The sequence below is a fragment of the Ornithinibacillus jepli genome, assembly GCF_047228935.1.
Classification (GTDB): Bacteria; Bacillota; Bacilli; order Bacillales; family Amphibacillaceae; genus Ornithinibacillus.
The window spans coordinates 370302-381771 of sequence record NZ_JBFEGG010000001.1 but is presented as its reverse complement, the minus strand read 5'-3'; the positions used below and the strand labels follow the sequence as shown (position 1 = coordinate 381771).

Sequence of the window (11470 nt, the reverse complement as noted above, 5' to 3'; positions counted from 1 at the left end):
TTGAAAGAAGGGAAAACCATCTCGAGAATGCTTTTTTCTCAGCCTTAAGACCGAGAGATTATTTTTTGCAGTTTTTCATATAAGGTAATTAAAACTAGTAAGCATAAATAACCAAATACAAACCCCGCTACAATATCGGTTAAATAATGTACATTAATGACATATCTACTAATCCCTATACAAAATACTAGTAACCCAAAGAAAATTTGTACGAATAACACAGCACTAGTAGATTTTAATTTTTGGGTAAGAAAATAAGCTAGTAACCCGTAACAAACAATAGGAATCATCGCATGTCCAGATGGAAAACTTTCCCCAATCGCGTTAGCTTCTTCTAGAATGGTAGGGCGTTCTCTTGCAACAAGATATTTTATTAATTTATTCACTTGATGAGTTGCATAAATCCCTAAACCAAATAAGACCCCCGGAAGCCAATTTCGGAATAAAATGATTAGGATAGCTGCGACTATCGCTGTAAATGGATACATAAAAGATTCAGACCCTAGATTCGTAACACCTCGAAAGAATGTATAAATATATGTATCTGGGAACGTGTTAACAAGTGCTCTAGTCCATTGATCAAGATATGGAATATCACCACTCATAACTTTTATAATCCATATCCCTATAATAACTAGCATTACTACTAAAAAAGTAGTTAGTACAATACGACGTTTCTTCAAGTATGTAGAACCTCCTGATTTTCAATTTTATCATTGTCTTAATCATAGCTTATCTAATAACAATTTTAAATTAATTTTTTCACTGTTTGAAAAGATGCTATAATAGAAAAAAATAATTGAGGGGGAACGGTTATGCTACATGATATTCATAAAGCTATTGAATCCTTGTATCCAGAAATGGTGGAAATTCGTCGGTATTTACACCAATACCCAGAGCTTTCGTTTCAAGAATATAAAACGGCTCAATACATAGCAGAATTCTATGATAAATTACATATACCATATCAAAAAGGTGTTGGTGGTAATGGTATTGTCGCAACTTTAAAAGGCGGTAAACCTGGAAAAACGATTGCTTTAAGAGCTGACTTTGATGCGCTTCCGATTCAAGATGCTAAAGATGTACCCTATAAATCAAAAGTCGCTGGTGTGATGCACGCTTGTGGCCATGACGGACATACGGCAACCTTACTTATTATAGCCAAGGTATTGAAAACCTATCAGGAAGAGCTGCCGGGGACTGTTCTGTTCCTTCATCAGCATGCAGAGGAGTATGCACCGGGTGGAGCAAAACCGATGATTGAAGCCGGTGCGATAGAGAATGTTGATGCTGTATTTGGAACCCATCTATGGGCAACAACCCCAGTAGGTGTTATCCAAACTTCAACAGATGTGCTTATGGCTGGTGCTGATCGATTTGAAATCAAAATCCAAGGTCAAGGTGGACACGGTGCTTACCCTCATGAAACAAAGGATTCTATCGTTATTGCCTCACAAATGGTTTCCCAACTCCAACAAATTGTGAGTAGAAGAATTGATCCATTAGAAACAGCAGTAATTACAATAGGAATATTTGAAGCTGGTAATGCATTTAATGTCATTGCCGATACTGCTAGATTAGTAGGAACGGTCCGTTATTTGAATAGCGATACTCAAGAACAAGTGATACAGGAAATGGAAAAAGTAATTAAAGGAATTTGTACATCTTATGAATGTAGTTATACATTTAATTATGAAAAAGGTTATCCACCTGTACTGAACCATAAGCAAGAAGCTGAGCTTATCCTTGAAGAAAGTAGTAAACTACCAGAAGTAGAAAAAGCAGAAAAAATCATTCCCGTAATGGGTGGCGAGGACTTCGCTTACTACTTACAAGAAAAACCTGGTGCGTACTTCTTTACTGGTGCTAAAAAAGAAGGCAATCATTACCCTCATCACCATCCACACTTTGACTTCGATGAAAAGGCAATGCCAATCGCAGCAAAAGTATTAATTAGTGCTTACTTTGCTTATCAGGAAAAATAACTTTTAAGTAAACTCAATTGTTTATTTTCCCCTTACTTTGTAGTGAGGGGTATTTATTTTCCTAAAATATTCTCGAAACTTTTTTTAGAATATTTCGTATTATAGCTGAATAAAAAAAGGGGATGTTAATATGGTACTTAACTATGAAAAACGACATTTTTTTATGGCCATCGGAATCGGCATTTTTTTGGTCTCTCCCATCTTACTAATTTTCATTCCTGCTTTTATAGCAAACAGTATCTACCTAGAACCCGGAACCTGGATAGTTATCGTTCCTAAAGCGAGTTATTTTTTATACGGAATCGGATGCCTATTATTAGGTATTGCATGTTTAATTATTTATTTCGGTGATGTCAAAAGATTATTTGTTTTTATTGGTGTTGTCCTTTCTATTGTCGGTGTTTTCTTTCTATTACTTGGTGCAAAACCATTTATAGCTATTTCTAATGATGGCCTAACTTATAGAATAGAAGCATCAAATAATATTCACCAATACAAATGGAATGAAATTGAAACGGTTAACTATTATGATGTTGATCGTAGTGAAGGCTTTGATACGTACGAGGTTATTTTTCCAGATGGGAGTAGCATTCAAATAACTGAGAACGGTTATGTTATGCAATACCGAAATGCGTTGATGGAACAATTTCAAGAGAACAACATTTCTTTTAACTGGAAATAGCTATATTGTTGATACACTTTCATAAGAAGGAGTGATATGTTGAATTATTATAACAATGAAAACCAAAACGATAATATAGATGCTCACCATCAATCAGAAATATTTTTTGGCGATGATGACGTTGTATCAATAGGACAATGGATTTTAATCATCATCGGAATTGGAATACCCTTCATCGGAATTGGAGTAGCAATTTATTTAGCTTTTGGTGCTACTAACGAGAACTTGAACAATTTTGGTAAGGCATTATTAATTTTAATGGTTATTGGTTTGTTTCTCGCTGTTTTGCTTGGGGCATGTTCGTATTAGAATGGTAGCTTAAAAAATATGAGGAACTGCTTATACAAACACCCAATTACTTAATGAAATAAAAGATATCAAGCAGAAATTGAATTAGAAAAACCAGTATTGAGAGGAATGTTATGGATAACGAGAAAAAATTTGACTTGAGCATAAAACAAATACTTCTCTTTCTACTATTTATTATTCTTATTTCTTTTGTAACTTATGGTGCAGTTTATAAAGCTCCTTTCTACCAATGGGCTACGAAATAACGGAAAGAGAGTTCAATGGTATGACATTAGAAGCATACAATCTCTTGGGGTGGAAAAGTGAAACGGTAAATTTGTCTTTTCCAGATGAGGATTCATGGAGACTAGACGCAATTTTATATGAGGTAGATAGTCAAAAATCTTTCTACTGGTTACTATTTACTGGAGGTTCTATTTCGATTTATCTTCTCATCTATTTTATTCAGAAAGATAGTTTGCTGAAAGCCATTAGGAAGAGTAGACTTCTATTTACTATATTATTTCCAATCTTGCTAATCTATATTGATGTAAACAGAATTGAGGAATTAATACATTTATCATTATAGGAATGATTTGCTAGTTTACCTAATATTAATCCTTATTATATGAAGAAATTGAAGGCATACTTTTAAAAAAGATGCTGGGACATAACAAAATTGTACAGAAGTAAAGCCGACTGATTCACCATACTAGCACCGGAAATATACGGAGACTCCAGCGGGAAGAAAGGCATCGGTGAGACCCCGCAAGTGCGTTAGCACGAGGAGGCTCACCAGCCGCCCGCGGAAAGCGCAGTATATTTCCGGTGCGTCGTAGGTGCACTACATTCGGTTATTCGTTTGACTAAAAAACTTTTGTCTCAGCCTCCTTTCTATGCTAATTTTCTTTTTACATATCCATTTGTGAAAGCATAGGTAAAGATTATTCCACCCACTAACGTCATAAGAAAACCTAGATAAGCTTGAGCCACTATAAATACAATTGCATACAAAATTGTCTGGACAATTGCAAGTTCCATAATCCATTTTAATAGTGCTTTTTTTCTAAACTCCGCTTCCACCGGGTATAAATCTAACCACATGATGGTTCGATGATGTTGGTATAACGTCATCATTTGGAAAGTACTCATATATAGGAAAAGAATTGCAAAAATAAGCTTAATCCATATATTAGGTAGGAAGTAGATAAACACTCCCCCTATAATAATTAATCGAATATACATGGACAAATATTCCCCACCACGGATAAAGGTTATTCGATATAAATAATCATACGTATTCTTTCTTGCAAACGGAATTTTTCGATCAACAATTGAAACTAACCACTTTCGAGATCTAATCCTATTTTTCAAATGTGGTACATCGGTAAACATATTGGCAAATCGATAAAAAGTTTGTAATCGATTAACATCCTTCTCCAGTAATAATTCCCAAGTAAGACCAGCTTGTTTTCTAGATAAGGTTAAATCATATAAAAATATAATGATAAATAATATCGTAGTTATACCAGCAAGTAACATTTCTCCATTAATTAGGAAATAAAATACAGCGATATTTAATAATATCCTAACTATTTGATCGATCAAACGAAGATTTTTTTCACGAACTTTTAACATCCACCAATTCGCTATTAAATTCCAAATCTTGAAGATAAGTACTACAAGAACCATCCATAAAAATGTACTTCCTTCTCGATGTTCGTAAGTCGCCATATACAAAGGTCCCAAAGCAGCCATTACTATGGCAACAATATATAGTTGAATAATAAAGCTATATATCAAGGCATTTCTAAAGTAAGCACCCATCTGATGCTCTGCAGGAATTAGGAAAACAAGATCCGGCTCCTTAAGAAGTGTACGGACTGGACTATAACTAACAACTGTACCAATAGCAATTCCCATAATCCATGCAGTTGGAAAATTCGCTGGTATGGTTGAAAGCCATTGCTGATAATAATAAGCTAAAGCAGCGATAAAAAACAACATCGCAAATGCAATATGTCCATTAAATATGTAACGCAAATATCGACTCATATCCTTCAAATGCGCATTAACACGTTTCATAAAAAAGTCATGTGAATTAAACATGGCTATCTTCCTTTGTTAGTTGAACATATAAATCATCTAAAGTTGCACGCGGCATATCAAATTGCTGTCTTAAATCTTCTAACGTACCAAGTGCTCTTATCTCTCCCTCATGCAAGATAACAAATCGGTCACAATATCGTTCAGCGGTGGCTAAAATATGGGTTGACATTAGTATACCTGAACCGTTTTGTTTCATTTCCTCCATTAATTGTAAGTAAGACTGTATCCCTAGTGGATCAAGTCCAACAAATGGCTCGTCCACAATATAAAGAGGCGGCTCAATCAAAAAAGCACACATAATCATAACCTTCTGGCGCATTCCTTTTGAGAAGTGAACTGGAAACCATTTCAATTTCTTTTCTAAACGGAATTCTTTCAGTAGAACTTGAAGTCTTTTTTCGAATATATCTTCAGGAATATTATACGCCATCGCTGTTAGCCTTAAATGTTCGTATAATGTTAATTCATCATATAGAATCGGCATTTCTGGAATATATGCCAATTGATTACGGTATTCAGTAGGATTATCTTTAAATGTTTTACCATTTATGGAGATAGAGCCTTTTTTCGGCTGCATTAAGCCAATAATATGTTTAATAGTCGTACTTTTACCTGCACCATTTAGTCCAATCAAACCAACAATTTCTTTTGCATTTACATCAAATGAAACACCATGGAGAACATTTTTATGCGTATATCCTCCAACTAAATCTTTTATATGTAATAAAGGTTCCACAAGCTTTCCCCCTACGTTTTCACTTGTTAAAAATTTTATCATTTATATGAACAAATTCCAAAGAAAACTCTCATACCTTTTTCGACATAATTTAAAAAACTTGTGCATAGATTTTCTTAAATCGCTCAAAATACTAGTGTAGAGCCCGAGGTTGACTAAAAAGGCAACAAACCAATTTGTTAAACACAAATGAGGTGTTAGTGTTGGAAAATAGTGATGCTTCACTAATAAAACAACATGAAAAAAACAAATGGGGTGTTGACGAAAGATAACCTAATGCAATAAACCCTTTTGTTGGAAGATGTCTCAACGCCAAGGGATACTGACAAAAAGGTTTTTGTAAACCAGTTAAGTTGCTTCATGCAGGTTAATGGTAATACAAGTCCCCACATTAGTTTTCTTTACCCTAGGGCTCTACAAAAACAGGCTCGTCCTTTAATGGGCGATGCCTGTTTTATTTTAATATACTTAATTTTATTAAAACAGATTTACGTACTTCATCCAAATCTTGGCATAAAACTTTACATACATAGACACTACTAGATAAAATAAAGTAAAAACCTAGGAGTTGGTAAATCGTGGCACATGAAGATTGTATATTTTGCAAAATTATCGCAGGTGAAATCCCTTCAGCAAAAGTATACGAAGATGAACATGTACTGGCATTCCTAGATATTAGCCAGGTAACAAAAGGACATACGCTAGTTATTCCAAAAACCCATGTGAAAAATATCTATGAAACACCAAGTGAAGTAGCTTCAACTCTTTTCGCTCGCATTCCTCGTATTGCCAATGCGATCAAAACAGCTTTCGAGCCTGTAGGTATGAATTTGCTTAACAATAATGAAGCACCTGCCGATCAGTCTGTTTTCCATTTACATATTCACTTACTACCACGTTATGGTGAAGGTGACGGGTATTCTTCAAACTGGCAAGTACATACAAATGAGTATACTTCAGAAGACTTGCAACAAATTGCAAAAGATATAAATAAAGAAATCAATTAGTCAAATAATTTGTGAATTTATCCTTTTTATTTCTAAAGATGTTTGGTATAATGTCAATAAGTTTCTGCAACTGACAACGAGTGTACAGTTGAGGAACTAATAAAAAATGAGCTTAGATAGCTTAGCCGAGGAGAGGTACAAATGAATACAAGGATTTTAGTCATTCTATCACTACTTTTGGGGATAGGTGCAGTGTTGCACTTTGTCATGCCCCCAATTTATGGTGTGACACCAGACATGATGCTTTCCATGATGTTTATAGGAATTATGTTATTTCCTAAGCTGAAGTATGTAGGTGTCTTAGCAATTGCAACAGGCTTATTATCCGCTTTAACGACAAATGCACCAGGTGGACAAATCGCCAACTTTATTGAAAAACCAATTACAGCCTTCATTTTCTTTGCACTTTTTTTATTGATAAAAGACAAAGTAAATTTCAAAATAGGTGTACCTGTTTTAACTGCTGTTGGCACTATGATTAGCGGAGCGATATTTTTAACACTCGCTTTGTATGTAGTTGGATTGATGGATGGAGTCTTTCTTTTATTTTTTACTACTGCTGTATTACCAGCTGCCGGATTAAACACGGTGCTGATGATTATTATTTATCCAGTAGTACTACAAATACTAAAGCGATCCAAGCCAATAACTGTTTAAATGAAGATATCATAAATCCTCTGGCACCTGAGTTGTCAGGGGATTTTTTAAACTAAGTGATACCTCACTACATAAAGGATAAAAATAGAGAAACTAGGAAAAATTATAGTATGCGGGAAAGGAGCGGGATTATTATGGCAAAAGGCAAATCCCTGATGTTAGGCTTAATGGTTGGAAGTGTTGTAGGAGCTGCTGCAACATTATTAAGCACTCCAACATCTGGAAAGGAACTAAGAGCAAAGGTGAAGGATCAATCGATCGAATGGAAGGAGATTTTGGAGAACTTGAAATTAGATGGCTTGCGTCTAAAAGATCAAATTGCAGCAACCTCTAAAGAAGGTGTCTCCTTAATTAAAGATTTAACTCAAGAAATGAAAAGCTCTATTGTAGAATGGAAAGCATCCGTTGAACCACATCAAAAAAACATTCACCAATATTTAGAGCAGATTGAATCAAGTCTTAAAGATTTAGAAGAAAAAGTTAGCGCAAGTAAAAAAGAAGAAAATTAAATCTGTAACCAGCACTTCGAAGTGTTGGTTTTTTGTTTCTGTTCTAAATGGACGATACATTACTATTTTTTATGTTTTTTTGTTTTCCTGTTAAATGTTATCAATTACTCCCCTCCAACCACCTGTATTAAATAAAAAAAACCGCAGACTCAAAAGAGTCTACAGGTTTTATCGTCCATTATTCTATTCCTTCTGTCCACTCTGCAACTTTATCTGGATTTTCTTCAATCCATTTAGCCGCAGCTTCTTCCTCATCCATACCTTCCGAGATATCAAGCATTACAGATTCGATATCTTCTGGTGACCAGTAGAAATTATCAAGTACTTGGTAAGCTTCAGGCATATCGTCTTTTAAGCCTTCACGAACCATTGTTTCAATAGTTTCTGCCCCACCGAATGAACCATTAGGATCTTCTAAATATTTTAAATCGTATTTAGCGAATTTCCAGTGTGGAGACCATCCAGTTACGATGATTTCTTCTTCATTATCAAATGCTTCACCTAAAGCAGTAGCCATTGCACCACTGGACGAAGTTACTACTTCCCAATCTGCAAGATTTTCGTAATCTTCTAATGCTTGTTCAGCAGAAGTGACAACACCTGAACCAGGCTCAATACCAGTGATTTTCATGTCTGCTTCATCCGCTAAATCAGCAATTGAATCAACATCCATGTAAGATGGTACTACTAAACCAATTTTTGCACCTTCAAGGTTTGGTCCTAATTGTTCCATTTGGTCACCATAATCAGCGAATTGGCTTTTATGTGTAGCAGGTAACCAAGCTGCGACCATTGCATCTGCTTCACCATTAGCAACAGCTTCCCACATAATAGAGTTATCTAAAGCAGTTAGTGTTACATCATATCCTAAATCTTCTAAAACTTTACCAATAACATTTGTAGATGCGATTTCCGTATCCCATGTTACATATGCAAGGTTAATTTCTTGGTCTTCAACCGCAGCAGATGAATCGCCGTCTGTTGAGTTGTTTGATGATGTATCATCATCTGATGAACATCCAGCTGCAAATAATGATAATGAAAGTCCAGCAATAATTCCTAGACGTTTCCAGTTACGTTTGAACATAAATGTAAACTCCCCTTTTATAATATTGTATTTATATGGAACTTTTCATAGTGAAAAGTTTACCAATAGATTCTGGCATTTTTTGAGTTGGGCGAATACCATAACCCATATTCCTAATGCTACTAACTATGGCTTTATTGTTCTTTTTTGTTCATGCTTTGAGTAAAGCGATCAATGATAATCGCTAATATTACGATTCCAATACCTGCAACAAAACCAGATCCAACGTCACTACGTTGTAATGCAGTTAAAACTTCTTTTCCAAGACCTGGTGCACCAATCATGGAAGCAATAACTACCATGGAAAGTGCAAGCATAACCGTTTGGTTAATACCAGCCATAATTGTCGCCTTTGCCATTGGTAGCTCTACCTTAAACAGCTTTTGAACACCGGTACTACCGAATGCTTCTGAGGCTTCGATTAGCTCTTTGGAAACTTGTCGTATACCTAGATTCGTAAATCGAACAGTAGGTGGCGTTGCAAAAATTAATGATGCAAATACCCCAGGTACTAATCCAATTCCAAAGAAAGCAACTGCAGGAATTAGATAGACAAACGCAGGCATTGTTTGCATGAAATCAAGTATCGGTTTTATGATAGCTTCTGCTGTGTTACTCTTCGACATTAAGATACCAATTGGAACACCAACAACAATGGAAAGTAGACTAGCAATTATTACGAGTGTAATGGTACTCATTAAATCTTCCCAATATCCTTGGTTATAAATTAACCATAAACCTATAACCGTAAATATAGTTAGTCCAATTCTTTTCTTGGATATGATAAACGCTATTATAGCAATCACAATAATAAATATAGATACTGGAATTTGCATTAAAATATCTTCCGAAAACCATTCCATAAAATTACCCAGGTGTTCTTTAATTGGATCAAAAAGAACAGCAAACGTTTCCTTGGTCCATTTCGTAAAGCTTTCAGCCCAATCTGGGATTGGAATTCCTTCTGTAAACCATTCCTTAAACATGTTCAAGATTCACCTCACTATCCCCTGCAAGAGCAGCTATAACAGCTCCACGTACAATAATCCCAACTAATTTCTTATCTTGTACAACGGCTACAGGCACTGGTGAACCATTGATAACATTAAAGATTTCTTGCATGGAAGTTTCCTTCTCTACTTCTTTTATATCAGTTCGTAATATTTCTTCTAAATCACGAACATCCTTATTCCTTGCTTCAGAAGCATCATCAGCTGTTACATAACCTTTTAGATTACGTTTACTATCAACTACTAAAATGCTAGAAATACCTGATTCTCTCATTCGTTCTAAAGCAACACGAGGACCATGTTTTTCAATATTAATTGTTTCCGGACGCTTCATGATATGTTGGGCTGTTAATACCTTAGAACGATCAACATCTTCTACAAAACGTTCAACATACTCATTAGCCGGATTGACTAAGATTTCTTCTGGCGTACCAATTTGTACAATTGAACCATCTTTCATCAATGCAATCCGATCACCAATCCGTAATGCCTCGTCTAAATCATGAGTAATAAAAATAATCGTCTTCTTCATGGTAGATTGTAAGTCGATTAACTCATCTTGCATGTCCTTACGAATTAACGGGTCTAATGCTGAAAATGCCTCATCCATTAAAAGAACCTCAGGATCATTTGCTAGTGCTCTAGCTAATCCAACACGCTGTTGCATCCCACCAGATAATTGATCTGGCTTTTGGTCGGCGTATCCATCAAGACCAACAAGTTCAAGTGCTTTCCTAGCTTTTTCCGCTCTTTCTTGTTTTGCCACCTTTTGAATCTCTAATCCATATTCTGCATTTTGGAGGACTGTCCGATTAGGAAATAGTGCAAAACGTTGAAACACCATACCAAGTTTTTCACGACGAACTTGTCGTAAATCCTTTTTATCCATCTGCGCTAAATCCTGTCCATTTATTAAAATGCTTCCCTCAGTCGGTTCAATTAAGCGATTAATCAGCCTTACTAAAGTCGATTTACCACTACCAGATAATCCCATAATAACGAAGATTTCTCCTGGTTCTACTGAAAAAGTCGCTCGATTAACCCCTACTGTACTTCCTGTCTTTTTCAATATTTCTTCCTTTGATAATCCCTGATCCAAAAGCTCTAAAGCTTGCTTCGGATTTTTACCAAAAACCTTTGTCAGGTTTTTTGCCTCAATAATCGGCAAAACCTTCACCTCTTTCATATTCAATTAACCTATATATCCATTAAATTCAAAGATTAATAGATTTTCGTTAAATGGCCGTGTTTTTGCTTACTATATTACTATACACTCCATTGTACGAACTGGACAAACTTTATATTCTTTAAAATTCGATTGTATTTTTTGTACAGTTTATTCTGTACGAATTTAAAAACACTTTTCCTTATAAATGCTCCAGTTTACTCCAAAATCCACC

At 35.3% G+C, this 11470-nt stretch carries 13 protein-coding genes; 7 read left to right on the top strand and 6 right to left on the bottom strand.

Going from position 1 to position 11470, the window contains the following annotated elements:
- Positions 1 to 44 precede the first annotated feature (44 nt).
- Complete coding sequence (locus AB1K81_RS01930; protein ID WP_412974962.1) at positions 45 to 683, bottom strand: phosphatase PAP2 family protein; 639 nt, start codon at positions 681 to 683, stop codon at positions 45 to 47.
- A gap of 132 nt (positions 684 to 815) precedes the next feature.
- Between AB1K81_RS01930 and AB1K81_RS01925 the strand changes: the two genes are divergently transcribed.
- The 4 genes from AB1K81_RS01925 to AB1K81_RS01910 all read left to right on the top strand — a co-directional run bounded on the left by AB1K81_RS01925 (position 816) and on the right by AB1K81_RS01910 (position 3544).
- Positions 816 to 1985 carry a M20 metallopeptidase family protein gene (locus tag AB1K81_RS01925; protein WP_412974961.1) on the top strand — a complete coding sequence of 390 codons (1170 nt, stop codon included), beginning with the start codon at positions 816 to 818 and terminating at the stop codon, positions 1983 to 1985.
- A 130-nt stretch (positions 1986 to 2115) separates the two neighbouring features.
- On the top strand, positions 2116 to 2667 hold the full coding sequence (locus AB1K81_RS01920; protein ID WP_412974960.1) for a hypothetical protein: 552 nt from the start codon (positions 2116 to 2118) through the stop codon (positions 2665 to 2667).
- 39 nt (positions 2668 to 2706) lie between these two features.
- Positions 2707 to 2976 carry a hypothetical protein gene (locus AB1K81_RS01915; RefSeq protein ID WP_412974959.1) on the top strand — a complete coding sequence of 90 codons (270 nt, stop codon included), beginning with the start codon at positions 2707 to 2709 and terminating at the stop codon, positions 2974 to 2976.
- Between the two features lie 265 nt (positions 2977 to 3241).
- Entirely contained in the window at positions 3242 to 3544 is a 303-nt protein-coding gene (locus AB1K81_RS01910) for a hypothetical protein (protein ID WP_412974958.1), read from the top strand.
- Between the two features lie 305 nt (positions 3545 to 3849).
- Here the strand turns inward: AB1K81_RS01910 and AB1K81_RS01905 are convergent, their stop codons facing one another.
- The gene (locus AB1K81_RS01905; protein WP_412974957.1) at positions 3850 to 5064 is read right to left on the bottom strand and encodes an ABC transporter permease; all 1215 of its coding nucleotides are present in this window, start codon (positions 5062 to 5064) and stop codon (positions 3850 to 3852) included.
- Positions 5057 to 5800 carry an ABC transporter ATP-binding protein gene (locus AB1K81_RS01900; protein WP_412974956.1) on the bottom strand — a complete coding sequence of 248 codons (744 nt, stop codon included), beginning with the start codon at positions 5798 to 5800 and terminating at the stop codon, positions 5057 to 5059. Before AB1K81_RS01900 ends, AB1K81_RS01905 begins: the two co-directional genes overlap by 8 nt.
- A gap of 578 nt (positions 5801 to 6378) precedes the next feature.
- Between AB1K81_RS01900 and AB1K81_RS01895 the strand changes: the two genes are divergently transcribed.
- From AB1K81_RS01895 to AB1K81_RS01885, 3 genes are all read left to right on the top strand, one after another.
- Positions 6379 to 6807 carry an HIT family protein gene (locus tag AB1K81_RS01895; protein ID WP_412974955.1) on the top strand — a complete coding sequence of 143 codons (429 nt, stop codon included), beginning with the start codon at positions 6379 to 6381 and terminating at the stop codon, positions 6805 to 6807.
- 141 nt (positions 6808 to 6948) lie between these two features.
- Entirely contained in the window at positions 6949 to 7464 is a 516-nt protein-coding gene (locus tag AB1K81_RS01890; RefSeq protein ID WP_412974954.1) for a tryptophan transporter, read from the top strand.
- A 134-nt stretch (positions 7465 to 7598) separates the two neighbouring features.
- Positions 7599 to 7973, top strand: coding sequence for a YtxH domain-containing protein (locus tag AB1K81_RS01885; protein WP_412974953.1), 375 nt, complete (start codon positions 7599 to 7601; stop codon positions 7971 to 7973).
- Between the two features lie 178 nt (positions 7974 to 8151).
- Here AB1K81_RS01885 and AB1K81_RS01880 read toward each other — a convergent pair whose 3' ends face one another.
- From AB1K81_RS01880 to AB1K81_RS01870, 3 genes are all read right to left on the bottom strand, one after another.
- Complete coding sequence (locus AB1K81_RS01880; RefSeq protein WP_412974952.1) at positions 8152 to 9060, bottom strand: glycine betaine ABC transporter substrate-binding protein; 909 nt, start codon at positions 9058 to 9060, stop codon at positions 8152 to 8154.
- Positions 9061 to 9194: 134 nt separating this feature from the next.
- On the bottom strand, positions 9195 to 10046 hold the full coding sequence (locus AB1K81_RS01875) for an ABC transporter permease (RefSeq protein ID WP_412976101.1): 852 nt from the start codon (positions 10044 to 10046) through the stop codon (positions 9195 to 9197).
- A complete protein-coding gene (locus AB1K81_RS01870) occupies positions 10039 to 11238 on the bottom strand; it encodes a quaternary amine ABC transporter ATP-binding protein (RefSeq protein ID WP_412974951.1) in 1200 nt (399 codons plus the stop codon). Before AB1K81_RS01870 ends, AB1K81_RS01875 begins: the two co-directional genes overlap by 8 nt.
- Positions 11239 to 11470 lie beyond the last annotated feature (232 nt).

Excerpts from the sequence above, each read along its gene's own strand:
- AB1K81_RS01890 (WP_412974954.1), top strand. The coding sequence starts at position 6,949 with ATGAATACAAGGATTTTAGTCATTCTATCACTACTTTTGGGGATAGGT.
- AB1K81_RS01920 (WP_412974960.1), top strand. The coding sequence starts at position 2,116 with ATGGTACTTAACTATGAAAAACGACATTTTTTTATGGCCATCGGAATC.
- AB1K81_RS01905 (WP_412974957.1), bottom strand. The coding sequence starts at position 5,064 with ATGTTTAATTCACATGACTTTTTTATGAAACGTGTTAATGCGCATTTG.
- AB1K81_RS01910 (WP_412974958.1), top strand. The coding sequence starts at position 3,242 with ATGACATTAGAAGCATACAATCTCTTGGGGTGGAAAAGTGAAACGGTA.
- AB1K81_RS01885 (WP_412974953.1), top strand. The coding sequence starts at position 7,599 with ATGGCAAAAGGCAAATCCCTGATGTTAGGCTTAATGGTTGGAAGTGTT.
- AB1K81_RS01880 (WP_412974952.1), bottom strand. The coding sequence starts at position 9,060 with ATGTTCAAACGTAACTGGAAACGTCTAGGAATTATTGCTGGACTTTCA.
- AB1K81_RS01875 (WP_412976101.1), bottom strand. The coding sequence starts at position 10,046 with ATGTTTAAGGAATGGTTTACAGAAGGAATTCCAATCCCAGATTGGGCT.
- AB1K81_RS01925 (WP_412974961.1), top strand. The coding sequence starts at position 816 with ATGCTACATGATATTCATAAAGCTATTGAATCCTTGTATCCAGAAATG.